This window comes from Kitasatospora sp. NBC_00374, from assembly GCF_041434935.1.
GTDB lineage: Bacteria > Actinomycetota > Actinomycetes > Streptomycetales > Streptomycetaceae > Kitasatospora.
This window is the reverse complement of record NZ_CP107964.1, coordinates 8558834-8581909: the sequence shown is the minus strand read 5'-3', so window position 1 is coordinate 8581909 and position 23076 is coordinate 8558834. Positions and strand designations below refer to the sequence as shown.

Below are 23076 nucleotides of genomic sequence, written 5' to 3'. Positions count from 1 at the left end.
TCTGCCGGTACGGCTCGGGGTTAGGTCTTGGAGCTGGCTGACTTGATCCGCAGGCGGCCGTTGCCGGCCCCCCGGCGCCGGCTGGCGCCCTGCCACGCCATTGTCCGGTCGCGGGCGCCACGCCCATCGGTCCGGCCCGGGGGTTCCGTATCCCGCCGTTCTCTCCGGTGATGGGGATTCGCAGAAACCCCCGTTGCCGCTCGTTCTCCCAGATCGTTGTGCCTTGCCGTATCTGGGCATGCAAAGTGAACGGCGTCAGTTCTGCCGGGCTCTTATCGCGGCGATGCCCCGAGCGAGGTCGAAGGCCGCGACGGGGTCGCGCTCCTTCGTCCACGGCTCCGCGCCGCACCAGGGACCGATCAGACGGAACTGTTCCAGTGCAGCGTCGTAACGCCGTGCCCTGACCAGATACTGAGCCAGTAGGTGCCGAGGTCGGTGCGCACGCCGGTCTCCGTTCGGGACCTGGTTCAGTGACCGGGCGACGCTCTCCAACAGGTCCTTGGCCGCGTGCGAGGACGGGAGCGCCGAGAGGCCGGAGCGTCGGGTGAGCTCGTGCAGCGCGTGCAGGTAGATTCCGGCGAGCGGGCTGCCGGCCGGTACCTCGTGCGCGGCACGTTCGGCGAACTCCATCATCAGCTTGTTTGTGCCGGCCCACTTCGCGCACCAGTACTCCGTGGCCTGACAGTGGCCCGCGTAGTGGTAAGGGGCGCGCGTGACCAGCCCCTTCCAGAGAGGGCGGAACTCGTCGTGCTCATACCTGAGTCCGCGGGCGGCGGTGACCATGACCACCCACGGGCCAGGGTCCTCGGGCGCGAGCGAGGCGGCCTTCCGCGCGGCCTCCATCGCGGCGTTCAGCTGAACCATGAACCGGGCCATCCGACCGGCGGGAACACTGTGCGCGTATCCGTCTCCCCGTATCGCCCACGCGCGGTGCACAAGCACCTGGGCGTGGACGGTGGCGGCGGTGCAGTCCTCCGGTTCGGCCCGGAGCCAGTCGTGCAGCCAGGTGTCGCCCTCGTCGGCGATCTGCTGCAGGACTTCCAGCCGGGACCAGCGTTCGTCCCACTCCTGGCCCGCGGCGTTTACGTAGGCGGCCGCTGGCCGCCAGTGACCTTCCCACGCGTCGTGGGCGATGGCCTGTATTTCCTTGGAGCGGTAAGCAGGCAGGGGCGGCCCGGCTCGGTGCACGTCGAGCTGTTCACGGGGTGGGAGGCCATAGACGGCCGGGTCGAACCGGGCACGGGTCCAGAGCGTCGGGCCGACCCGCCTCAGGCGAGGGCCCACCCGGAAGACAAGCGGGACAGCGACGGCCAGGGCGACCAGGAAGAGGAGCGTCACGGCTGCGATCATCCTGGGAGATCACCACAGATGACAACAGCCATCATCGAGGAGCCCATCGGGTGGGTGGGGAATCACGCTGAGCAGGTCTGGCCAATGCCCGAGCACGGGTAGGGAATTCAACGGTCCTCATCACCGGCAGAGCCGGTCGTCACTTCCGGGGAACCGTGGCGCTCTCGATCACCTTGGCGCCCTCTGACTCCAGGATGGCCTGAGCATCGACAGCATTGTGGACGAGATGGTGACGGGGGTCCGCCGGATCGACCCCGAGGCGCTTCGAGGAGACACCGTGCCCGGAAGCGACGACGCTCTGTACGGCCTGCTCTACGGGTTCCTCGAGCGGGTGGTCACCGTCGCCCAGCTGGCAGAAAGCCTGCCCGAGGCCAACCCGATCTCCATTCTCGCGGAAAGGCTGCTCGCACGACTGAAGGCCGAGGGCTCGGTGCGGACCGACCGCGCGGCGTAGTGGTCAGTTCGCGGGGAGCTGTTTCGGGAGGTCGCGCGTGGGAATTCGGTCCGCTGCATCGGCGATGACGTCAGCGAGCGCGTCGGATCATCACCCGGGTCCAGACCGGTGCGGCGGCCTCGAACCAGCGCTCAGGCGGGCTCCACAGTCAGAGCGGCCAGGGCGGAGAGGGCGTTGGCCGAGCTGCGAGGCCGACTGGATGGCGGGCGGGCGACGTCAGGCCTGACCAACGTTCAGCTGGCCGCACGCGCGGGGCTGGGACGACCACTGGCGTCGTCGGCGAGGACGGCCGGGAGCTGGTGGCCGACGCTACGGTCCGCCCGCTCAGGTAGGGGCCGCCTTCCGTGGCCGACGGTGCGGTGTTCCAGCCTTGAGAAAGCACCGGCGGGCCGCTACTTCCCTGCAGGGGCGTAGCCGCTGTTCGACTTCTATCCACCAAGCCCGGCAGCGGCATCGCGGACGGCGCTGGCAGGCGCTGGCCGCGCAGGTAGCGCGCGAGAGGCTGGCGGCGCTGACGCATCCGGCCCACACCAGCTGGCGCTGGGTCATACCGGTGGTGGCCACCGCGTCCTGGAGTGCCCGGGCGAACGCCGCCACCTCCAGGAGTGTCCCGTCCTCGATCAGCCACGTACGCGTGCGCGGGCCCACGTCTCTCCTCCCGGCGCAGCAGGAGCGGCAGGTGGCGCGGTGGCGGCGCTCTCCGGTGCGGGGCGGGCATGCCGGCTGGCGAGCTCGGCGGTCCGCAGCCGGGCCCAGGTGTCGGTCCACGCCCGCGTGCCGGTGTCCTGCGGGTGGCCGCCAGCGCGGGCCACGAACGCCAGGCGCGCGGTCACGATCCCCTCGACGGTGTCGCGGCTGGGAAGGGTAGTGTGCGAGGGGGCGAGCGCCGCGCAGAGCGTCGACGCGGACACCGGGCAGTGGCGGGCCATCGAGTGGTAGGAGGGCTCGCCGGCCCAGATCCTCAGCTTCCGCAGGGCCTGGAGGAAGCAAGTCGAGCTTCTGGAGCTACCTGTGTCCGGCACACACCCACGGCGTTCTGAAGGGCGGGCGCGGCCTGTTCTGGTGCTGTGAGCGGCTGGCAGCCTCCATCGATCAGCAGCAGGATCCGGACGGCGTCCTGCTCACGGCTGGTCGGTAACCTTCCGATTCTCTACCCGCTCCGTCGTGATCCATTTGCGCCAGACCGGAATTCGGGGGTGCCCGTCAGGAACACGTCGCCGCCGCCGAGCGGAGCCTCGCCCGCCTCGCCCACCGCATGACCGGACAGGACCGGGTGACGATCCGGCAGGCCGCCGAGGGGCTGCTGCGCGCGCCGGACGGCCGTACCGGCAAGGACTACCTCGACCACCTGCACCCCGCCCACCTGCACTCCGTGCTCGCCCGGGGCTTCGCCGACCTCACCGCCCACAGGCTCTACCGTGACGCCGGAATCGGGGCCTTCCAGCCCGCGCGGTGAGCGATCCACTCCCGGCCCGCCTCCGCGGCCCGGCCCCGGTAGGCGCCCAGTGCGCCGCCGGGGCCGGTGCGCGCGTGCCAGGACCAGTAGCCCGTCAGCGCGACCGCGAAGCCCAGCACCCCCGCCTCGGGTGCGGCCCGCCAGGCGGGCACACGCTCGGCGAGCAGGCGCTCAGCCACCGCAGCGGTGTGCCCCGCCAGGACGAGCTGCGGCAGGAAGAACGCCGCGTCCACCCACGCGGCGCCGCGCGCGGTCCACGCCCAGTCGATCGCCTTCACCCGGCCGTCGGCGTTCAGGAGCATGTTGTCCGCGCGCAGATCACAGTGCAGCAGCGTCCCGCCGGCCGTCGCCTCCACGAGGGCCGCGGGATCGTCTAGGCCAACCAGGTCGCGGGCGTATGCGGTCGCCCACGCGTCCGAGCCTGCGTCCGCGGGGCCACTCCCCTGCAGGCGGGTCCAGTTGCCGGCCAGTTCTCGCGCCAGTTCCTCGAACGGCTTAGCGTCGGGCAGCGGACACGGCGTCAGCGTCCGCTCCAGTTCGCCGACAACATCCAATGCCGGCCCCACACCGGCGGCTCCGGGTGAAAGGTCGGGCGCGCCGCCGGACAGATCCTCGAAGGACAGCATCAGCCAGCCCCCGGTCTTGACCGACCACAGCAGCGCGGGGGCCACCGACTCGGGCAGCACGGCGCCGACCGCGGCTTCGGCCCGGTACATTCCCGCTGTGCCGTCGCCGGTCGGGATGCCCTTGAGGAACACGCGGCTGCCGTCGGCGAAGGCGGCACGGGCTGCGAGGCCGGGCGTGAACCCGCCCGACGGGTAATCCACCGAAGCCAACGGCGCCCCGACGCGGACCTCGACGGCCGCGGTGACGGCCTGCGGAAGGTCGCCCCATCCGGGACGGTTCGCGGGCGGGGTCCTTCCCATGACAGCCTCCGGGATCGGTTACAACGCACGGTACAGCGAGCACGCGGCCGATCACCAAGGATTGCGGCGCGACCCCGCAGTCGGCGAAGGCACGAGCACCGCACCCTGCTCACCGGCTTCGCCGCGACCGTCGAACTGACCCTCACTGAGCCGGCTGCCGACGCAGGAGGACCCGGCCGCCGGAAGCCTGCTCCGCCGTCATCGTTGTCCGCCTGATGCGGCAAACCGAGCCTCGTACCCGCATCAACGAGAAGGTCAGCGAGATCAGTTGCATCATCTTCGGCGTACTGATCGCCGCCACCCCGTTGGGGGCAGATGATCTCCAGATGGTCGGAGCCCAGGATTCCTCCGGAGCACTCGACGACGAGCACAAGCCGCTGCAAGGACGGCCTGCCCTCCGGCGAGGGCGTGTTCGTCGTCGACCGCGCGCCGGCCGGGTTCGAGTACCCGTCCGAGGTCGCCGGGGTGGCGTTCGGCTGGCGCCGCGGCACCGGCCCCAACGGGGGGCCAGCCCATGGGCGCCTCCACCACCCCGGACTTCGCCGGCTGGCACGAGATCGACAACAGCGACCTGACCGATCTGCTCGCCAACAGCCCCATCCCCGCCGACGCCACCCCACCACCAGGAAGACGGGAAGTCACCCCACGGACGTCGAGCCGGCCCCGGTGGGGGGAGAAAGCCACACGCCCCTGACCCACCCCCTGGAAGAACCACTGTCCACACCCCGCCGCACACCCGAACGGCCGAGCCCACGTCGGTATGGCGGCGGCCCTCAGACCCGGCCGCAGTAGCCGCCGCCCTCGGCGCTCACCTGCCGGTGCAGCACACCGACCATGTGCATCACGGCGGGCCGTCACCCCGGGCCGGATGGGCCGGAGTGGCTGCCCTGCCAGGCAACCGCCCGCATCAGCTGCTCCTCGTCGAGTCCGATCACCGCCACCACCCGGTCGTACATCTCCTCCTCGTCCAGCGGCCCGAGCAGGCGCACCGCCCGGGTGATCTGCCCGGCCCACAACTCCTCCGCCACGAAGCGACGGTGCTGGTAGGCGGCGACGAGCCGCGCCAGATGCGGCTCGCAGCACGCCCGCAGCAGCCGCTCCCCGTCGAACCGCGCGTCCATGGCCACCGCGGAGGAATCCGGCGCCCGCAGGACCACCAGAGCGTTGTCGAGCAGGCGGCCTTGCAGTGTGTCGAGCTGTCGGAGGAACTCGATCCGGGGGCCGAATCCAACGAACGCCCAGAAGATCGGCAGGTGGGCGGCGGCGCGCAGCGCGTCCTCGGCGGCCTGGCGGTTCTGCGGCTCGCCGTCGGTCTGGAAGTTGACCAGGGCCGGGGTCTCGGGGTCCGGGTAGGTGGTGGTGGACGGACGCCATCGCGGTCTCGTAGTTGGTGCCGCCCCAGGGCGCACGGCTGGAGTAGCGGGCGACCGCGCCGGCGTAGTCGTTCAGGCTGATCTCGGCGGGCTGTTCGGCCTCGGTGCTGAACAGCACCACGGGCACGATCCCGTCGTCGTCCAGGTTGAGCGCCAGGCCGAGGGCTGCGCACTCCTTGTGCCGGTGTTGCATGAGCAATTGGCGCTCTCGAAGCCTCGTCGTGGTTGCCGTGCGTAGGGAGCTGGCCGAGCAAGCAGCCGCGGCTCTATTGCTCACAGAAAGAGGACTCCAGCATTCCGCGGACATGGCACAAAGGGGGCCGCTAAAGTTTCCACATGGACGTTGGCACGGCTAGGCGCGTCATACGTGAGCAGGACATGGTGGCGCGGCGCCGGTTGCGGCCACTCCTGGACGAACTGGGAAGGCGCTGTGATGCGGTCGCGGCATCCCTTGAACCATGGCGGGGCAAGGCGTGGAAGTGGTACCCCGGGCAGGGGACCCTCTTGGAGCCGCGCGGATATGTCAGGCCCGAAGCGAACACGGCTCTCGGCGAGGCCCGGAGACTGTTGGACTCGACGGGCAGCGGCCGTTTCCAGCCTCTTTGGCGTGAGTGGGACAATGCAACCGGTTTTCTCTACAACCCTCCTTCTCTCTCCAGTATTGAATATTCCAACGGCGCCCGCAGAGCTCCTTACGACTTTCATTCAGGCACCAGCCACCTTACGAAAGATCATGTAGACCAGGCCGTGGCGGCGCTCATCGGAAACATCAGAAAGGTCGCCACGGCATGCAGGGAAGCTAATCCTGAATGCCTTATTCACGTGCCGGAGGGGATTCATCCACCCCGGCATGCGGTATTCGGGGAGGGTATTCTCTCACGGCTCTTCGCCGAAGATCTCAGCGCCTGTATCGAGAACTGCAAGGAGACAGTTGCAGCCGTTGCCACTGCGACTTCCGTTTCACCTGTCATCCTGGCCTGGCGCGACAGCACCTCCCGATTTCTGCAGCGTCACCTTGGGTCGGGCGTGCAGTTCGGATTCGATTCCGTTATGAAATCCGCTGGAGCGTGCAGCAGTCCCCTGGTTGCCGATCCGCATGCTCTGGGGCGAGCCTTTATGGCTCTAGGGTTGGCCTATCTGGAAGAGGTACGAGGACGTATGCCTGATTATGCAGAGGCATCCGGGCAGGCAGCTCCGGAGCCGCGGGTTTCGCTGACGTTCAGTGGCGGGAACTATTACGGCGGGCAGTTCGCTGCCCAGATCGCCAACATCCGCTCGTCCGTCGCCGGTGTTCACCAGGACGGCGGCGCTGGCATAGCTGATGCGCTGACAGCACTGGGGCAAGCGGTGCTGGCCCAGGAGAATCTTGACGACGATCAGCGCCGGGACCTGCTCGACAATGTCGAGTACCTCGCTGGGGCCGCAGGAGAACCCCCGGAGCGGAGGAACCGAGGAATCATCAGGTCTGCTCTCAACGCACTGAACGCAGCAGCAGCTGCCGGCACCGGGTTGGGCGCAGCGATGGAGGCATGGAGCGGAGTGCTGGACCGGCTCGTGCCCTGACACATGATTGAGCCCGCAGCTGGAGACGGATACCGTTCCAGTGTCGGCGTCACTCGGCCAAGATCGCGGTGGACAGCCGCTCCCCGGTCCCGTCCAACTCCCAGGTCCGGAAGCGGCTATACACCGTCTGCCGGTGATGCTCATCCCCTGCTGGTGCCGACAACCGCAACAGGAGACCGCGTTCTTGCTGTTCAGCGCCTCAACGCGCAGCCCAGGACCCCTTGGAATCAATCATCTAGTGATGTGCGGCTGTCGACCACGCAGACAGGCGCGCCTCGGCCGGGCCGCTTGGCCGAGCGCGCTCTTCCATAACCAGTGGCACGATCCTAACGTTGGGTCATGAGCAGGGTGCGGGTGGACCGTTCGAGTCCCGACGTGGTCGACGTGGTGCTTCGCGAGGGAGTCGGGCCGCTCGTGTTCGCCGCCAAGCGCTGGCCCGGGGAGGTGCTCGGGTCGCTCGTGGCCGGCGCCGTCTGCGGTATCCCGGTCTATGTGGTCATGGCGCTGATCTTCAGTCTCGAACCCGGCCGGATCTGGGCTCTGGTCGGGATCGCCGCCGTGCTGGGACTCGTCGTCAACACGTTCGTGATCCTGTACGGGGCCTTCCGGGACGTGAACCGCTTGCGGTTCTCCCCCGCCGCCTCCCCCGACACCATGACCGTCGTCCGGGGCTCCCGCACGGACCGGCCGAGGCCGCTCACCGACGTCCGGCAGATCTGGATCGACCACGCCATCACGGAGTCGCACGAGGAGGATCGGAAGCCCGTCAACGCCAAGATCACCCTGTACGTGCTGCTGAAGAACGGCCACCTGATCCGGCCCACGTCACTGCCCCGGTGGACGACCGACACCACGGCCCTGTGCCAGGAGCTGCAACAGGTACTCGCCCCCTCCGCCGTCCAGGTGGACCTGGTCGTCCGACGCCGGGTGCAGTACCCGTCGATGGGCGGTCACGGCGGCTCCACCGGCGGAGGCTCCTGAGATCCGTCTGCTCGGCTCCCTCCGTTACCTCATGGGGACCGAAGCCGGTGTATCGCTACCCGTTGCCCGGTTGAGCGACCACGCTGCTTCGCGCACCAGTCGGCGCCTGGGCCAGGCGTGGCAGCTGCCCCGGAAGCGTGAAGCCTGCGCGATCGCCTCCGTGAGCGTCCGGAGACCGCACTCTGACCGACGCGGCCCTCGGGATCGTCCGATGCGCTCTCCGGTCGGAGCAGCGGATCGGGCCGAGGGCCGCGTCGGTGTCCGGCGGACGCCCAGGTGGGTGACCGTGTACGGGGCTCCTTGGTCACCGCCGGGGTCCGATGGACAGGATCAGAGCATGTTCGTGTAGATGTTCCAGCCCCTGCCGAACAGCACCCGGGCGGCGAAGGTCGCGGTGCCGACGTTGCCCGTCGAGGTGTACAGGTACATGTCGCCGTTCTTGGCGCGGGCGAGCACATCGCCCTTGCTGTCCCCGTCGATGTCACCCGGCACGACGAGCATGTCGTAGACGTCCCAGCCGGTGGCGATCTGTTCCCGGGCGGCGAACGGCGCGGTGGAAGTCCCCGTGCCCTTGAAGAGGAACAGCCGGCCGGAGGTGTCCCTGGCGAGCAGGTCGGGCCGTCCGTCGCCGGAGTAGTCGCCCGCGCCGACCAGCGCGTTGTAGGCGTTCCAGCCGCTGCTGACCTTGATGGGTGTGCCGAGCTTGGTGTCCACCGCCCCGTCGCCGGGGTGCAGCCACAGAACTCCCGCTGAGTCGCGGCTGAGCAGGTCGCCCTTGCCGTCGCCGGTGAGGTCGCCGGGGCCGACCATCGCGTTGTAGTTCCACGTCGAGCTGACCTTCTTGCTGCGGATGTACAGGTCGCTGCCGGTGTTCTCCACATAGCTGGCGTGGTTGTGACTGTTGAGCGCGGTGGCGTACGTGTTGCGGGACCCCGGCTTCTCCTTGCCGACTCCGGTCGGCGGCGTCAGGTAGGCGCCGTTGGCCAGGGCGTAGTACTTGGCCAGGGTGCCGTCGGTCTGGGTCATGAGATTCTGGGCCTTGCCGTAGAGCTGCGTGGTGCCCGCACCGACGATGAACTTGTTGCGTTCGTAGCCGCCGCCGAAGTACGCCGGTGCGGCGAAGCGCCCGCCGCCGATCGACTTGAACCAGTACTCCACGCCGTCGCGGTCGCGGGCGAGCAGGTCGCTCAGGCCGTCGCCGTCGCCGTCGTCCGAGCCACTGATCACGTTGTACGCGTTCCAGCCGGTGCCGACCTTGACGCGGGCCTTGAGCGGGGCGGTGGCGCTGCCGGCCCCCTTGTGGAACCACAGCTCGCCGGTCAGGGTGCGGGTGAGAACATCGCCGAGGCCGTCGCCGTCGACGTCACTGGCACCGACGATCTGGTCGTAGATCCCCCAGCCGGTGCCGACCTTGACCCGCGCGTTGAAGGGCTTGGTGACGGTGCCCGTCCCCGTGTAGAGCCACAGGTCACCGGCGAAGTCGCGGGCCAGCAGGTCGGGGTGACGGTCTCCGGTGACGTCCCCGGTGGCGATGAGGCGGTTGTACTTCTGCCAGCCGCCGCCCGACCACAGGGGCGCCGACGTGGCGTTCAAGCCGGCCTCGTAGAGCGTCAGGACGCCGTCGAAGGAGAGGGAGAGCAGTTCCGGCTTGGTCGTGCCGCCGACATCGCCCACCGGCAGCAGGTCCTTGAACGAGGCGTCGGGGTCGGTCTTGGCGATCGTGTAGTCGCTCCAGGCCTGGATCGACGACAGGTAGACGGCCGTGGCCTGGTCGTACTCCATGACGATCATGTCACTGCGGCCGTCGCCGTCGACGTCGTGCCGCGGCTTGGCGGCGGCAGTCACCTGCTCGGACGGCCCGGACGGAGCGGGCATGACGACGGTCGGGTACTCGCCGACGCCGCGCGGCGCGGCGTCGGGGTCCGCCACCGGTGCGGAGTCGGTCACGGACTGCGCGACGACGGAGTCGGGCGCGCGGTGCTGCGGGGCGGCCGTGCTCGGGGTGGTGGCGAGAGCGCCGAAAGCCAGGGCAAGGACGCCCCCGGCGGCCAGGGCCCTCAGGCGTCCGCGGTACGATGCGGTCAAGATCCCCCCTCAGGATCGAACGTGTGGACCCACCCGGGCGCCTCGTGCCCAACGACCGGGTCACGCGTCGGCGCGTGAACGGTCCCCACTTCCTTCCCGCAGCGTACGGATCGATCCTGTGGATTCCTTGTGAAGCTGCTCCCCCTCCGCCTCTCCGACGATGCGCCGTGATCGCCGCCACCCGTGCCGGCGGCGCGGCGCGGTCGCACAGGTGGGAGGTTTCGACCTCCTCAGGATCCGGACCGCCGGGATTGGGGAGGCGGTTGTCGCCCCGCTCCGACAGCGCATGGGGTTGATGCCTGTCACCAGTCAGCTCCTCGAGGAGCTGACTGGATTGCCTACCGGCCAGGACGGCGCAGAGCCTGGGGAGTCAACCGTGCACGGCACTGCCCCCAGCCTTCGAGCAGACTCTGAGCCACTGGTCCCAGGGCGGGCCGATCACGTACGTGGAGGCAGACTTCCACGGAGCACACGGATACCGGACCGCTGCCGTGTGACCAGCCCCCGCGCACCACCTACCCGCAGAGTCGCTGCTGGCCGGACCGCACCGGGACCGAAGCGGGCGTTGATCCGGTCACCGACTTGCTCGACCAGGACACCGACCTCCCTGCGCACGTCTAGGCTCAGCTGCCGGCTGGCCGACTCCGCAGCCACCAACTGCTCAACCCCCGCCGCCATCCTCGCCCGGATGCTGGGCGTCCACATCCAGGTCACCGTCCACTGGCAGAAGGCATCGGCCGGCGACTGGGCCGCCTACGCAGCCGAGGTCAGCCGACGTGTCCCGGAGAATCGATGAGACTGCCCGTTACCATCCATCAAGCCCGCCTCGGGTCCGTGGAGTTCAGGGTCATCCGACCAGCCCAGCCCCTGGTCCGCGCCGTGCTCATCGACCACGACCGACACCTGGACGCCTATCTCGATCAGGATGCCGCGCGGCGAATCGGCGGACTATGGACGCTCGCCGCCTCCTCACCACGATCACTCGTTCACCTGCCGATGCGAGCCAACCCGGCACCCTTCCGCGAACTACCCGAAGTCGGCACACGTCAGCTTGACCTCGTGCTGCTGCATCACTCGCTCCAGTTCGCGCCGTCCCGCTGGAAGGAAGTACGCGGACGACTCGGCCCCGGCCGTCCGCGGACCGTGACCCTGCCCGACCCAGACCCCGCAGACGAAGCCGCGATTGACCACGAGGCACGGCACTACCGGGAGAACCGGGACCTGTTCCACCAGCATCTCCACGCCGAAACCCTGTTCATGACCGGCAGCGCGAAGGTCTTCGGGGAAACCGCCCGACACTTCCTCAGTGTCGCCCGGAATGGTCCCGGCTACGTCCCCGTCCATCCGAGCTACCCACACTTCTGCACGGAGCTCCACTCCAACGACGGCGTCCTCGGTGACGCACGCGAGATCCACATCGAGTACTGCGACCAGTGGGACTCGTGATCCGACAGACAGGACCCCGCCGACCATGACCTCCACGATCACCTCCGGCCCTCGCTGAGAACGCCCTCGCGACCATCCCTGCGGCCGACTCCGGCGACATCTACGCCGTCTCCTTCTGGATCGACAACGAGGACGACGATCCGCGCCGGCCCATCCTGACCATCGGCTACGACACCGAGGCCCAGGTCGGCCGCGAAAGGTCAGTCGGCCGACCCGTGCCGGTGCTCGTCCACGAGTTGGAGTACTACGAAGCGATCGCCCGCCGGACCGAGGCCGCCGATCCGCCCGGCCTCGCCGACGAGTTCACCGCTTGGGTCCGCCATGGCTGAGGCACTCAGACAGTTCCAATACCCGACTCCACCATTGCAGTAGTGCCCACTCCAGGCTCGGTCCTCGCACTGAGGGGCTGGGTCGGCCGCAACGAGCCCGGCCTGGGCGCAGTAGAACCGGCACAGGCCCAGGACCATGCCCGGATCGACAAGCCGGCGCCCGGCCGAGTGATCAATCGCCTTCCTTACGGTTGCGGGCAGTGCACCAGAGACCGACCCTCATCGGGCGAAGTTGGCGTGGGCGTGGCGGGCGGCCAGGGTGGCGTGGTGGTCGGGGCCGAGCACCCGGGCGTAGTCCTCGGCCAGCTCGGCGAGCAGCCGGGCCGCCTCCGCGCGGGCTCCTGCCTCCCCGAGGCGCAGGGCGTGGGCGTGGCGGGCGGCCAGGGTCACACGGTGGTCTGTGCCTAACACCCGGGCCAGCCCGGCGGACAGCAGGCCCGCCTGCGCCAGGTCTTGGGCTTTCCCGAGGCGCAGGGCGTGGTCGCGGTGGGCGGCCGGGGTCGAGGAATCCACGGAGCCGGTGTCGAGGAGCCGCGCGGGCGCAGAAGCCCCCGCGCGGTTGTCGCCCTGGCGCTGGCCGGGAGGCTCGGTTGCGGTGAAAGCGCCGGTCATCGGGTTGTCCTGGTTGTCCGGGACAACCGCCGGAAAGCCGGAGACGTTGGCCGGGCCGTCGTGCGTGGTGGTGTCCTGAAGTTCGTCGATGATGCGCCGCAGGGTCTGCTCGTCGGTGTCGTTGACCTCGGTCACGCGGGCGAGCGCCCGGTCGATGTCGCACCGTGGCCCGCAGCAGCGCGGCCACGAAGGCCGGCTCGGACACCCGCCTGCCGGACAGGAAGTCGCCGGCCTGCGTCGTCGAGTAGTTGATGCTCCCCGCGACCGAAGTCATCGTCAGCCCACTGCCGTCCACCCGCGCCCGCAGGAGGAGCGCCAGCGCCTTCCCCTCGGGTGTCTGCGCCCAGATCCGCCCCCAGGGCCTTCCGCCCCTGCCGCGCTGAACCATCGTCAACTCCCGCCCTTGCGCGGGCCCCCGTTCAGGACGTCCCGGGACAACCCGCGGTTGTCCGGACTTTACCTGCGGGAACACCCTTCCGGCTTGGGGACTACTGCGGCCACTCACACGCTTCTCCTGGGCCGGCGTCCGCCGGCCCGAAACCCTCGGGGCGACCGACTCGTGGCCCCGGCCGTTCGACGGAGAAGAACATGACGTCGTCCAACCCGACCCCGCGGAACCAGTCCACCGGTCCCGCGCCGCTCCTGACGGTCCGCACCACCATCATCCTCCTCGCCGCGGCCGTGATCGGCCTGGTCGCCGGAGGGCTGACCTTGCTCGGCGGCGGGCCCGCGCCGGACGCGGTGCTGGCCGGCCTGACCGGTGCCGGGGCGAGCGTGCCGGTGCTGCACAAGCTGATCGGGTGAGAGCCCCGCAGCGGCCAAGACAGGGAAGCATAATCCCCGTTATCCTTCCCTCCTCCCTAGGAGCGTGGGTCAGTGCGGTCGCGGCGGGCTCGTCGGGGCGTGTGGGGCCGGTGGGGGCCTGCCGCCGGGTGTCCGGTCGGCAGGGCTCGTGACGCGGCCGGGGAACCGATGCTCTGGTACGGGATGGTCAACCACATCTCCGAGCTGGACTTCCTCGGCGTCACCGGGGAGCGTGCTCCGGCCCCGGCAGCGGTCGCGGGCCTCGCCGCCGCCCTTGACGCGGCCGCCCTCGCCCTGGACGCGATACGCCACACCGCGCGGTGACACGCCACTCGGTGAGTCGGGCGGAGGAGGAGCGGCTCCCCCGCCAGGGGGAGCGGGTCCCTCCCCGCGGCGGAGGCCGCGACCGGGGGTGAGCTGGGAGGTTGGAGGCAGTCGGGAAACAGCCCGGCTCCCTTCTCCCCACTGAGGATTGACCATGCGAAAGCTCACCATCGCCATCGCGCTCACCACTGCGGCCGTGGCCCTCGCGGCCGGGACGGCCGGCACCGCCGCGGCCGCGCCCGCGCCGGCCACCCCCATACCGGCCCGGCACCTCGCGCTGCACAGCTGGACCCTGCTCAACGAGCACGGCCCGGGTCCCAACCCGGGCGAGCGGCTCACCGCGCGGGTCAGCGCCCGTACGGTCGACGGCCACACCCGGGGGCACGTCGTGGTGCAGCACGTGTTCGAGAAGACCGGCACCACCCGGGCCGAGTTCGACGTCGACTGCCTGACCGTCGACGGGAACGGCGCCATCACCGTGACCGGGCCCATCTCGCACACCGTGGTCACCCCGCTCGGGGGCGAGCCGTACCTCTTCGAGGAGGGCCAGCACCCCGAGGCCGGCCTCACCTTCTACCCGACCGACGAGCAGCACCAGCGCCGGGTCGGCTGGAACCGGACCAACGCCCAGATGCACTCCGAAGTCGTCAAGTGCGGCGCGGTTCCGGCCAGCCTCTGGGTCATCGACGGCGGGACCTTCCTGCGCCGCTAGGAGGCTGTCTCTGTGACCGGTAACCCACCTCCCGAACCGCGGAGCAGACTCCCGGGATGGACGAGCCAGGTCGTGTCCCCGACATGGTCGTGCCGCACCCGATCGGGCCACCGTGAGCTCTTGAACTCCCGTTCATCCAGGCGTTGCCCGCCACCGCGTGGGCCGGGTCGATACTGCTTCCCGACATCGGCCGACTCACCGGGAGACAGCATGTCCAGCAAGTTCTACGCGGCCGCGGGCCTCGCCCTCGCGATGACCGTGGTGCCGACCACCGCCGCGACGGCGGACGACGGCCGCGGCGCGCACGGCGCCCGCGCACCGTTCACGCTGGCCGTGTACGGCGACGCCCCGTACGGCACCTCGCCCACCGACACCTCCGAGTTCGAGGCGACCCCGGCGTTCATCTCCTCCGTCAACGCCGACCGGGACGTCAGCGCCGTGATCCACGTGGGTGACATCCACTCCGGTAAGCAGTACTGCACCGAGGCGTACGACCGGTCGATCGCCGCGCTCTGGAAGACCTTCGCCGACCCGCTGGTCTACACGCCCGGTGACAACGAGTGGTCCGACTGCCACAAGGCCGCCGAGGGCGGCGGCAAGTACAACGCGGCCACGGGCCGGATCGACCCGGTCCTCGACCCGGCCACCGGCCTGCCCGTCGACTACGCCGCCGGCAACCCCGTGCAGAACCTGGACCTGGTCCGCCGGACGTTCTTCGCCCGGCCCGGCCACACCCTCGGCAGCGACACCCTGCGCGTCCTGTCGCAGGCCCAACTGCCAAACTTGACGCACCCCCAGGACGCCAAGTACGTGGAGAACGTGCTGTGGGTCAAGAACGGCACCCTGTTCGTGACGGTCAACCTGCCCGGCGGCTCCAACAACGACGCCGACCCCTGGTACGGGGCGCCGACCGCCTCCCAGGAGCAGCTCGACGAGGCCGCCCACCGCACGGGCGCCGACCTGCGCTGGCTGGACACCGCCTTCACCCTCGCCCGCGTCGGCGGCATCTCCAGCGTGGTGGTCACCGCCCAGGCCGACATGTGGGACCTGGACGGCAAGCCGGCCTCGCACGTGGCGAACTACGAGCCGATCGTCGCCGGCCTGGCTTCGCACACCACCGCCTTCGGCAAGCCGGTCCTCTTGCTGATGGGCGACTCGCACGTCTACCGGTCGGACAACCCGCTCACCCAGGGCTCGGCCTGCACCGGCGACGAGGGCGTCTGCTCCTACGACACCTGGAACAGCCACCCGGGCTACCAGGTCCCGAACTTCCACCGCATCGTCGTCCACGGCAGCACCGTCCCGCTGGAGTGGCTGAAGCTGACCGTGACCCCGGGCGCCCACAATCCGACCACCTCCACCTCCTTCGGCCCGTTCACCTGGACCCGCATCACCAAGGGCTGACCCCACACCCGCTCGCGTGAGCGGGCCCGCCCGGCACTGCGGACTCGTCGGGATCTGCAGCACCCAGGTGGTGGTGTGGTGGCCGTCAGACGGAGACCTCGGCCCAGTCGAGGCCGGTGAGGGTGACGTGGAGGCCGGCTGCCAGCGTTCGCGGACGGCGTCCTCGACCTTCCGGGCGTTGTCCTTGCCGATGCCGCCGCCCACGCGCCAGCGTTCGACGGAGCGGATCGAGACGCCGAGTTCGGCCGCGACGTTTCGGGTGGTCTTGAGCTGCCGCACGAGGACGTTGACGCGGCCGGCGAGGGTCTTGGGGATGGGCTGGGTCTGCATGGCGCGTTCCGGGCCCCGGTCGATGGCGTCCATCAGCCACTCCCCCGCGGCGACGGCGTCGCCGCCCCTGATGTGGCGGCCCGGGCTGGTGTCGTCCGCGATCAGCTCCAGGGCCCAGTCCATGGTCTGGGCCTCTCGTGCTTGCAGTGCCCGGGCGAGACGCCGAGCCGCCGGACGGTGGTCAGCCTGCCGTCGCCTCCCCGCAGCAGGTCCAGCGCGGACGTGCCCGCAGCCGGGTAGGCGGTGCAGTCGGACAGGACCGCGACCGGGAACCGGCCGGTGACGGCGGCGTGGCGGCGGATCTTGCGGTGCTGCTTGACGGTGGCGCGGGCGCAGTCGGGCGGAGGTCCTGGCGCGGGCCGGACCCGGCGCAGCGGCGGGCCTCCGGGCAGCGGCCCGGCGGCGGGCCGGGACAAGGGCCGGGCCGGCGGCCTGGGGCTGCGATCTCGCCGGACGACAAGCAGGGCCTCGCGGTGGCGCGGGTACCTGGCTGGCCCGACACTGGGCCCAGACAGGAGCGGCACGGATCGAGTTCAGTGGGAGAGCGGATCAATGCGGACGAACATGGTGCTCCGCGGCGTCGGCGTCGTGGTCGGTCTGGTCCTGATCGCCGGCGCGTTCGTGCTCGCGTTCTTCGTGACGCCGAATTATGTGGCCCGGCTGCCCGACGACACCGATGCCAATCGCTCCTACACCGGCACCTTCAAAACGCTGCTCGACGCCCAGGAGGTCGCGAAGGGCAACCTGCTTTCGGCCGTCAAACGGAATGTTCCGCTGGCCATCGAACGGACCGTCAAGGTGCGGGACACCTCGGACAACACCGCCCTGGTCAGCGACAGCCGAACGACGACCGCCGCAGGCAACGCGGTCGAGAAGACCACCTGGCAGTATGCCGTCAACCGCAAGACGCTCGAACCGGCCACCGATCATCCGGCGAGCTGGACGGTGGTCGACGCCCAAGGCCTGACGGTCAGCTGGCCGTTCGGTGCGAAGAAGCAGACGTACACCGGATGGCGGCCGGAGACCAGGACCACGACCCCGCTGACGTACTCGCGCACCGAGAGCAAGTCCGGCGTCAGTACCTACGTGTACGAGGCCAGCCTGCCCGCCACCCGGATCACCGACGCCGAGGTGCTCGCCGGGCTCCCGCCGGCCGTCCCGAAGAGCACCCTGGCGCTGGTCACCCAGGTCGGGACCCTCTCGGCGGAGGCGAAGCAGAAACTGGCCGTGCTGCTGCCGACGCTGCCCGATCCGGTGCCGCTGAGCTACACGCTTCAGAGCGCTGACACGTTCTGGATCGAGCCCGAGACCGGCGTCGTGATCGACACACAGCGCTCCCAGCAGCGCACGGCCGGGGTCGTCGCCCCGAGCGACGGTGCCTTCCTTCCGCTGCTGCCGGTCTCCGACGTCTCGTACCAGCAGACGGCCGACTCAGTGAAGGAAGCCGCAGATGACGCCCGGGACGGCCGTGACGCCATCTCGTTCCTCGGCACCATCCTGCCTATCGTGCTGGGCGTGGTCGGCGCGATCCTGGTGGCCGTCTCCCTCCTCGTCCGGCGCCGGGGCACCCGTGGTGGTGCCACGCCGGCCGGACCGACCGCGCCGACCGCTCCGAGCGCACCCGGTGGTTCGAATGCACCGACCGGACCGACCGGACCGACTGGACCGAACCCGCCGGCCGGACCCGCTGCGGACGCGTGACGCGCTCCAGTTCGAGGTGGGCCACGCCTGCCTCTGGAGCGGCCCCGACGCGCTGGCCCTGATCGACACCGGTCCGGCCTGCTCCGCGCCCGCACAGCACGACCTCCGGAGTTGCCCGGGCTTGCCGATCGGCGTCACCTGCCCCGGGAGCGCGTACTACTGGCCGATCTCGGTGGCGAACAGCGCGCGTACACGAGCCCAGGAGTCTTCGGCTGCAGCCTTGTCGTAGACCCCGCGCCCAGGGAAGAAGAACGCGTGCTGCACCCCCGGGTAGACGACCGTCTCGTGGCGTACCTTGGCCGCCGTCAGGGCGTCACCGATCACGCCGCGCTGGTCCGCGTCGATGACGTGGTCCAACTCCGCGAAGAGCAAGAGCATCCGCACATCGCGGTCGGCGATGGCGCCGGTCTCCTCCAGCAGGGGTACCGGACGGCTCAGCGCAGTACCCGCCACCGGCAGCCAGCCGGGGTAGAAGATCGCCGCTGCGGCGAGGTCGAGGCGGCTCGCGGCGAAGTAGGCGATGTGGCCGCCGAGACTGAAGCCGAGTACACCGCTCCTCCCCGCGGCATCCGCGTGGTCGCGGACGTAGGTGGTGCAGGCGCGCAGATCCGCCTCGACGCCTTCCCGGGTCAGCTGGCCGAGCAGTTCGAAGCCGCGTACCCGGTTGGCATCGCTCTCCTCCAGTCCGGCGGCGGTCTCCGGCCCGGAGCGGTGATACAGGTTCGGGGCGATCGCGACATAGCCGAGTGCCGCAACCTGCCGTACCACGTCCCGGACCTCCTCGGTCACACCCCACAGTTCGGCGCAGACCAGCACGGCCGGACCGTGATGGTCCCCACACTGTGTCAGATCACGGCCAGCCATCCGGCACCGTGTCGGATCCGGACGACAGGGCCGCGCCGCACCGGCGACGCGCACCGCCTCAAGCTCCGCGTCATCCCCCGAAGGATTTCCGGGGGTGACTCCAGAGCCGGTCGCAGGCGCCGCCGCTCAGGTGTCGAGGTGTCGAGGACCGGTGATCTGGGTCCGGTTCGCTTCGGGTGAAGCTCGCGATCAAGCGGTGAGGGTGTAGTCCTGCTGGTCGAGGGTGGCTAGAGGCGGTCGTGCTGCCGGGTGACCTGGAAGCACCAAGCCCTGCCGCGACCCGCGGCTCCTGTTGGCTCGTCAGTTCCTGTGCGGAGCCAGTTCGATCATGGTTGAATGCTGCGCGTCGCGGTGCTCGGGGTGCTGATGCCGCGCGCCCGCTCCGCCTTCGCGATGTGATGCAGGTCACATCGGCTCCATGTCACGAACGGAAGGGCAGCTTGCGTCTGGTGGTCGTCCGCACGGCGGGAACGACCGACACGAAAGAGGCAGCAGAGCGATGAACGCGACAGCAGCGCAGCAGCACGAGGTCCTTGTCCTGGGCGCCGGCTATGCCGGGCTCTCCGCGGCAATCCAGCTCGCGGCCCGCACCAGGAGGCGTGGGAACCTGCGAGTGACGCTGGTCAACCCGTACGACACCTTCACCGAGCGGCTCCGACTGCACATGACCGCCACCGGCCAGGAGACGGCTGAGATGAACATCCCGAAGCTGTTGGACGGCACCGGGGCCGGCTTCGTCCGCGGCTGGGCCACAGCCGTGGACGCCGAGGCGAAGACCGTCCGGATCGACGACGACCGTGTCCTGTACTACGACACCCTGGTCTACGGCCTGGGCAGCATCGCGGACACCGTCGCCGTCCCCGGCGTGGACGACCACGCCTACACCCTCAACAGCCCGCAGGACGCCGCCCTCCTCGCCGACCGGCTGACCCGGCTCGACGGCGGGACCGTCGTGGTCTGCGGCAGCGGCCTCACCGGTGTCGAGGCCGCCGCGGAGATCGCCGAGCGGCACCCGGAGCTCCAGGTGGTGCTGCTGGGCCGGCAGGAGCCGGGCGCGAGCATGCACCCGAAGGCCAAGGTCCACCTGGACGCGGCGCTGGCCCGGCTCGGCGTGCAGGTGCGCAGCGGCGTCGAGGTGATCAAGGTGCTGCCAGACAGCGTCGAGCTCGCGGACGGCTCCTGCATCCCAGCGGCCGCGGTGCTGTGGACCAGCGGCACGCGCGTCTCGCCGCTGGCCGCCGCCGCGGGTCTGACCGTCGACGAGCGCGGCCGGGTGGTCACCGACGGTGCGCTGCGCTCGGTCTCCCACCCGGACGTCTACGCGGTGGGCGACGCGGCGGCGATCCGTCAGGGCTACGGTGTGATGCACGGGACCTGCCAGAGCGGCATGCCCACCGGCGTGCACGCGGCCCTCTCGATCCTGCGGGTGCTGGCCGGCAAGGAGCCCAAGCGCTTCCGCTTCGGCTACTACCACACACCCGTCAGCCTGGGCCGGAACGACGCCGTCGTGCAGTTCACCCACCCCGACGACAGCCCGCGCCAGCTCGTGCTGACCGGCAAGCGGGCCGCGAAGTACAAGGAGACGGTCACCGCCGCCCCGTGGCCGACCTTCGCCCGCATGAAGAAGATGCCCACCTCGGGCGCCCTCTGGCCGCACGGCGGCCGCTACACACGGATCCGGAGCGCCAAGTGACCCAGCCGCAGCAGGCCGGCCCCGACCAGCTCGCCTTCCAGCAGTACCGAAACCTGCTCTTCTCCGTCGCCTACCGCCTCCTCGGCACCGCCGCCGACGCCGAGGACGTGGTCCAGGACGCCTGGCTCAAGTGGTCGGCGGCCGACCGGTCCCAGGTCGCCGACCCCAAGGCCTACCTGACCCGGATCGTCTCCAACCTGTCGATGGAGCGGCTCCGTTCGACTCGCCACCAGCGCGAGACCTACGTCGGGCCCTGGCTGCCCGAGCCGATCCTCACCGGCCCGGACACCGCCGACGGCGTCGCCACGGCGGACTCGGTCTCCATGGCCCTGCTGGTCGTCCTGGAGACGCTGAGCCCCCTGGAGCGCGCGGTCTTCGTGCTGAAGGAGGTCTTCGCCTTCAGCTACGCGGAGATCGCGGACGCGGTGGAACGCTCGGAGACGGCGGTCCGGCAGGCCGCGCACCGCGCCCGCGAGCACGTGCAGGCGCGCCGGCCCCGTTTCACCGCGGACCGCGCCCGCCAACGCGACGTCACCGAGCGCTTCTTCGCGGCGGCGACGGGCGGCGACATCAACACCCTCATGGAGCTGCTCTCCCCGGACGTGACGCTGTGGACCGACGGCGGCGGCAAGGTCCGCCAGGCCCTCAAGCCGGTCATCGGCCTGGAGACCGTGGCACGTTGGTTCGCCGCGCTCGGCACCGTGACCTACCAGGGCGTCGAGCCCGGGCAGATGCGGGCAGAGCTCACCGGGATCAACGGCGGCCCGGGCGTGGTCTTTCGCGGCCCGGACCGCGTGATCGCCACGCTGACCTTCGACTTCGACCCGGACGGCCGCATCTCGACCATCCACAACGTCGCCAACCCGGACAAGCTCCACGCCGTCGCCGACGGCACTCGGCACGAACTCTCCTGAGCTGGCGGATCATTGTCGACGCCCTCCGGAATCCTCCGCGTCGGATATCGAACACATGCTCCCTTGCAAGCCTGTCCCGCTCGCGCCCGGCGACTGTCCACGCAGGTCAGGTCGCATCCCCGCCGGGCACGATCCCGGCAGCGCCGCGAGCTGACCCCCCTTACAAGCCGCCGGGCTCGGACCCCACCTCGCCCGTCCCCTCCGGGTCGGCCGCCAGCGCCTCCCAGAACGCGACATAGCTCTGCTCATGTGCGATCCCGAGTGTGATCAGCCGGAGGCGGGCAGCGGCGTCCGGGGCCTGCCGATCGAGCCGGGCACGAAGGTCCCGATACGTGTCGCGCCACCTCCGGTGCTGCGCCGCCTGGGCCGCGGCCAGCTCGGCCACCTGTCCGGGCGCGCCCAAGTCCGCGAACGTCAGCTTCAGCAGGGCCGGATTCCGGGTTTCCGGCTCGGGCGTCATCGGGTCGGCGAGCCAGTCCCGCAGGGCCTCCCGGCCGGCTTCGGTCAGGTGACTCCTCCCCCGGCTGAGGCCGGGGGCTTCTCGCTATGCCGGTACGGCTTCGCGACGGACCAGCCCGGCCCGTAGAACATTGAGTGCTCCCACGGTGTCAGCGTGCGCGTGGTGGCCGCACCGCTGACAGTGGAACTTCTCCTGTGCGGGCCGGTTCTCCTTGGCGACGTGCCCGCATTCGGGGCAGGTCCGGGAGGTGTTGCGGGGGTCCACGGCGATCAATTCCCGTCCGGCACTTTCAGCCTTGGCGTGCAGGACCGCGAGGAACACCCCCCATCCGGCGTCGGCAATGCTGCGGTTGAGTCCGGCCTTTGAGGCGGACCCGTTGGGCAGGAAAACGCCCGGCTGATCGGGGTCGGGCTTCGGCTTGGGGGCCTTGCTCATGTTGCGGATCTTGAGGTCTTCGTGCGCGATGAAGTCGTGCGCGCGGACCAGTCCAAGGGCGGTCTTGTGGGCGTGGTCGAGGCGTTGGCGGCGGACCTTGCGGTGGAGGTCGGCGACCTTGGCCACGGCCTTGCGGCGGCGGTTGCTGCGCCGCTTGCACCGGGCAAGGGCCTGCTGTGCGGCTTCGATCTTCGCGGCGACGGTGCGGGCGTGGCGCGGGTTGGGCACGAACTCGCCGTTGGAGTCGGCAAGGAAGTTGGCTATGCCCAGGTCGATGCCGACCACGCTGCCCGTCGCGGGCAGCTGCTCGGGCTGGTCCTGCTCGGCGGTCAGCACGACGAACCACTTGCGGCCCTCGCGCTTGACACTGACGGTTCTGACCTTGCCGACCACGGCCCGGTGCTGATTGACCTTGACGTGTCCGACGCCTTGGAACCGGACGCGAGTGACGGGGTCGTGCGGGGTGGAGTCCCACCGGCAGCCGTCCCCGTCTTTCGGGAACTCGACCGTGTCGAACCAGTTCACACCCCGGAACCGGGGGTAGCCGGGCGTCTCACCGGACTTGACCCGGCGGAAGAACGCCGCGAACGCCTTGTCGAGACGGCGGAGAGTCGCCTGCTGGGAGGAGAACGACCACCGGCCCTGACGCTCCGGGTCGAATGCCCGGATGTCCTTGAGCTGCGCCGACTGCATCCCGTACTTGACGCTCGTCTTCGACGGGTGCCGGTAGGCGTCGCGGCGTTCCTGCAACGCCCCGTTGTAGAGCGAACAGTGATCCCGCAGCATCTCGGCGAGTGCCTGTGTCTGACCCACGGTGGGCCGCATGAGGAACTTGTATGCACGGATCATCCGGTCCACCC

At 70.1% G+C, this 23076-nt stretch carries 22 protein-coding genes; 12 read left to right on the top strand and 10 right to left on the bottom strand.

Annotated elements, in window-relative coordinates; genetic code table 11:
• Positions 1 to 255: 255 nt before the first annotated feature.
• Positions 256 to 1338, bottom strand: coding sequence for a hypothetical protein (locus OG871_RS37620; RefSeq protein ID WP_371503004.1), 1083 nt, complete (start codon positions 1336 to 1338; stop codon positions 256 to 258).
• Positions 1339 to 1567: 229 nt separating this feature from the next.
• Between OG871_RS37620 and OG871_RS37615 the strand changes: the two genes are divergently transcribed.
• A complete protein-coding gene (locus OG871_RS37615) occupies positions 1568 to 1804 on the top strand; it encodes a hypothetical protein (RefSeq protein ID WP_371503002.1) in 237 nt (78 codons plus the stop codon).
• A gap of 1255 nt (positions 1805 to 3059) precedes the next feature.
• A complete protein-coding gene (locus OG871_RS37610) occupies positions 3060 to 3260 on the top strand; it encodes a hypothetical protein (RefSeq protein WP_371503000.1) in 201 nt (66 codons plus the stop codon).
• Here OG871_RS37610 and OG871_RS37605 read toward each other — a convergent pair.
• Positions 3218 to 4186, bottom strand: a complete 969-nt coding sequence (locus OG871_RS37605; RefSeq protein ID WP_371502999.1) for a phosphotransferase — start codon at positions 4184 to 4186, stop codon at positions 3218 to 3220. The genes OG871_RS37610 and OG871_RS37605 overlap by 43 nt on opposite strands.
• Positions 4187 to 5040: 854 nt before the next feature.
• Complete coding sequence (locus tag OG871_RS37600) at positions 5041 to 5595, bottom strand: VWA domain-containing protein (protein WP_371502997.1); 555 nt, start codon at positions 5593 to 5595, stop codon at positions 5041 to 5043.
• Between the two features lie 531 nt (positions 5596 to 6126).
• On the opposite strand from OG871_RS37600, the gene OG871_RS37595 reads away from it, so the two are divergent.
• Both OG871_RS37595 and OG871_RS37590 read left to right on the top strand, forming a co-directional pair.
• Entirely contained in the window at positions 6127 to 7122 is a 996-nt protein-coding gene (locus OG871_RS37595) for a hypothetical protein (RefSeq protein WP_371502995.1), read from the top strand.
• A 339-nt stretch (positions 7123 to 7461) separates the two neighbouring features.
• Positions 7462 to 8103 (top strand): hypothetical protein, encoded by a 642-nt coding sequence (locus tag OG871_RS37590; protein WP_371502993.1) that lies wholly within the window; start codon positions 7462 to 7464, stop codon positions 8101 to 8103.
• 330 nt (positions 8104 to 8433) lie between these two features.
• Here OG871_RS37590 and OG871_RS37585 read toward each other — a convergent pair whose 3' ends face one another.
• The gene (locus OG871_RS37585; protein ID WP_371502991.1) at positions 8434 to 10188 is read right to left on the bottom strand and encodes an FG-GAP-like repeat-containing protein; all 1755 of its coding nucleotides are present in this window, start codon (positions 10186 to 10188) and stop codon (positions 8434 to 8436) included.
• A gap of 879 nt (positions 10189 to 11067) precedes the next feature.
• On the opposite strand from OG871_RS37585, the gene OG871_RS37580 reads away from it, so the two are divergent.
• The gene (locus OG871_RS37580; RefSeq protein WP_371502989.1) at positions 11068 to 11634 is read left to right on the top strand and encodes a hypothetical protein; all 567 of its coding nucleotides are present in this window, start codon (positions 11068 to 11070) and stop codon (positions 11632 to 11634) included.
• Between the two features lie 200 nt (positions 11635 to 11834).
• Here the strand turns inward: OG871_RS37580 and OG871_RS37575 are convergent, their stop codons facing one another.
• Positions 11835 to 11957 (bottom strand): hypothetical protein, encoded by a 123-nt coding sequence (locus OG871_RS37575; RefSeq protein WP_371502987.1) that lies wholly within the window; start codon positions 11955 to 11957, stop codon positions 11835 to 11837.
• Between the two features lie 225 nt (positions 11958 to 12182).
• Positions 12183 to 12710 (bottom strand): hypothetical protein, encoded by a 528-nt coding sequence (locus OG871_RS37570; protein ID WP_371502986.1) that lies wholly within the window; start codon positions 12708 to 12710, stop codon positions 12183 to 12185.
• Between the two features lie 453 nt (positions 12711 to 13163).
• Between OG871_RS37570 and OG871_RS37565 the strand changes: the two genes are divergently transcribed.
• The 4 genes from OG871_RS37565 to OG871_RS37550 all read left to right on the top strand — a co-directional run bounded on the left by OG871_RS37565 (position 13164) and on the right by OG871_RS37550 (position 15819).
• Positions 13164 to 13379: a hypothetical protein gene (locus tag OG871_RS37565; RefSeq protein ID WP_371502985.1), complete on the top strand. Its 216-nt coding sequence runs from the start codon at positions 13164 to 13166 to the stop codon at positions 13377 to 13379.
• A 168-nt stretch (positions 13380 to 13547) separates the two neighbouring features.
• Positions 13548 to 13703, top strand: a complete 156-nt coding sequence (locus OG871_RS37560; RefSeq protein WP_371502984.1) for a hypothetical protein — start codon at positions 13548 to 13550, stop codon at positions 13701 to 13703.
• Between the two features lie 154 nt (positions 13704 to 13857).
• Complete coding sequence (locus tag OG871_RS37555; RefSeq protein WP_371502982.1) at positions 13858 to 14415, top strand: hypothetical protein; 558 nt, start codon at positions 13858 to 13860, stop codon at positions 14413 to 14415.
• 210 nt (positions 14416 to 14625) lie between these two features.
• On the top strand, positions 14626 to 15819 hold the full coding sequence (locus OG871_RS37550) for a hypothetical protein (RefSeq protein WP_371502981.1): 1194 nt from the start codon (positions 14626 to 14628) through the stop codon (positions 15817 to 15819).
• Positions 15820 to 16250: 431 nt separating this feature from the next.
• Here OG871_RS37550 and OG871_RS37545 read toward each other — a convergent pair whose 3' ends face one another.
• Positions 16251 to 16565 (bottom strand): hypothetical protein, encoded by a 315-nt coding sequence (locus OG871_RS37545; RefSeq protein WP_371502980.1) that lies wholly within the window; start codon positions 16563 to 16565, stop codon positions 16251 to 16253.
• Positions 16566 to 16701: 136 nt separating this feature from the next.
• Here OG871_RS37545 and OG871_RS37540 point away from each other — a divergent pair, with 136 nt between their 5' ends.
• Complete coding sequence (locus tag OG871_RS37540) at positions 16702 to 17850, top strand: DUF3068 domain-containing protein (protein WP_371502979.1); 1149 nt, start codon at positions 16702 to 16704, stop codon at positions 17848 to 17850.
• Between the two features lie 156 nt (positions 17851 to 18006).
• On the opposite strand, the gene OG871_RS37535 is transcribed toward OG871_RS37540, so the two are convergent.
• Positions 18007 to 18666: a dienelactone hydrolase family protein gene (locus tag OG871_RS37535; protein WP_371502978.1), complete on the bottom strand. Its 660-nt coding sequence runs from the start codon at positions 18664 to 18666 to the stop codon at positions 18007 to 18009.
• Positions 18667 to 19213: 547 nt separating this feature from the next.
• Between OG871_RS37535 and OG871_RS37530 the strand changes: the two genes are divergently transcribed.
• Both OG871_RS37530 and OG871_RS37525 read left to right on the top strand, forming a co-directional pair.
• Positions 19214 to 20407, top strand: coding sequence for an NAD(P)/FAD-dependent oxidoreductase (locus tag OG871_RS37530; protein WP_371502977.1), 1194 nt, complete (start codon positions 19214 to 19216; stop codon positions 20405 to 20407).
• The gene (locus OG871_RS37525; protein WP_371502976.1) at positions 20404 to 21321 is read left to right on the top strand and encodes an RNA polymerase sigma-70 factor; all 918 of its coding nucleotides are present in this window, start codon (positions 20404 to 20406) and stop codon (positions 21319 to 21321) included. Before OG871_RS37530 ends, OG871_RS37525 begins: the two co-directional genes overlap by 4 nt.
• 160 nt (positions 21322 to 21481) lie before the next feature.
• Here the strand turns inward: OG871_RS37525 and OG871_RS37520 are convergent, their stop codons facing one another.
• Positions 21482 to 21781: a hypothetical protein gene (locus OG871_RS37520; protein WP_371502975.1), complete on the bottom strand. Its 300-nt coding sequence runs from the start codon at positions 21779 to 21781 to the stop codon at positions 21482 to 21484.
• A gap of 84 nt (positions 21782 to 21865) precedes the next feature.
• On the bottom strand, positions 21866 to 23065 hold the full coding sequence (locus tag OG871_RS37515; RefSeq protein ID WP_371502973.1) for an RNA-guided endonuclease InsQ/TnpB family protein: 1200 nt from the start codon (positions 23063 to 23065) through the stop codon (positions 21866 to 21868).
• Positions 23066 to 23076: the final 11 nt, after the last annotated feature.

What these genes read in the sequence shown, in the direction of transcription:
- OG871_RS37520 (WP_371502975.1), bottom strand. Translation starts at nt 21,781, where the DNA reads ATGACGCCCGAGCCGGAAACCCGGAATCCGGCCCTGCTGAAGCTGACG.
- OG871_RS37610 (WP_371503000.1), top strand. Translation starts at nt 3,060, where the DNA reads ATGACCGGACAGGACCGGGTGACGATCCGGCAGGCCGCCGAGGGGCTG.
- OG871_RS37550 (WP_371502981.1), top strand. Translation starts at nt 14,626, where the DNA reads ATGTCCAGCAAGTTCTACGCGGCCGCGGGCCTCGCCCTCGCGATGACC.
- OG871_RS37515 (WP_371502973.1), bottom strand. Translation starts at nt 23,065, where the DNA reads ATGATCCGTGCATACAAGTTCCTCATGCGGCCCACCGTGGGTCAGACA.
- OG871_RS37540 (WP_371502979.1), top strand. Translation starts at nt 16,702, where the DNA reads ATGCGGACGAACATGGTGCTCCGCGGCGTCGGCGTCGTGGTCGGTCTG.
- OG871_RS37530 (WP_371502977.1), top strand. Translation starts at nt 19,214, where the DNA reads ATGAACGCGACAGCAGCGCAGCAGCACGAGGTCCTTGTCCTGGGCGCC.
- OG871_RS37590 (WP_371502993.1), top strand. Translation starts at nt 7,462, where the DNA reads ATGAGCAGGGTGCGGGTGGACCGTTCGAGTCCCGACGTGGTCGACGTG.
- OG871_RS37605 (WP_371502999.1), bottom strand. Translation starts at nt 4,186, where the DNA reads ATGGGAAGGACCCCGCCCGCGAACCGTCCCGGATGGGGCGACCTTCCG.
- OG871_RS37560 (WP_371502984.1), top strand. Translation starts at nt 13,548, where the DNA reads ATGCTCTGGTACGGGATGGTCAACCACATCTCCGAGCTGGACTTCCTC.
- OG871_RS37565 (WP_371502985.1), top strand. Translation starts at nt 13,164, where the DNA reads ATGACGTCGTCCAACCCGACCCCGCGGAACCAGTCCACCGGTCCCGCG.
- OG871_RS37555 (WP_371502982.1), top strand. Translation starts at nt 13,858, where the DNA reads ATGCGAAAGCTCACCATCGCCATCGCGCTCACCACTGCGGCCGTGGCC.
- OG871_RS37575 (WP_371502987.1), bottom strand. Translation starts at nt 11,957, where the DNA reads ATGGCGGACCCAAGCGGTGAACTCGTCGGCGAGGCCGGGCGGATCGGC.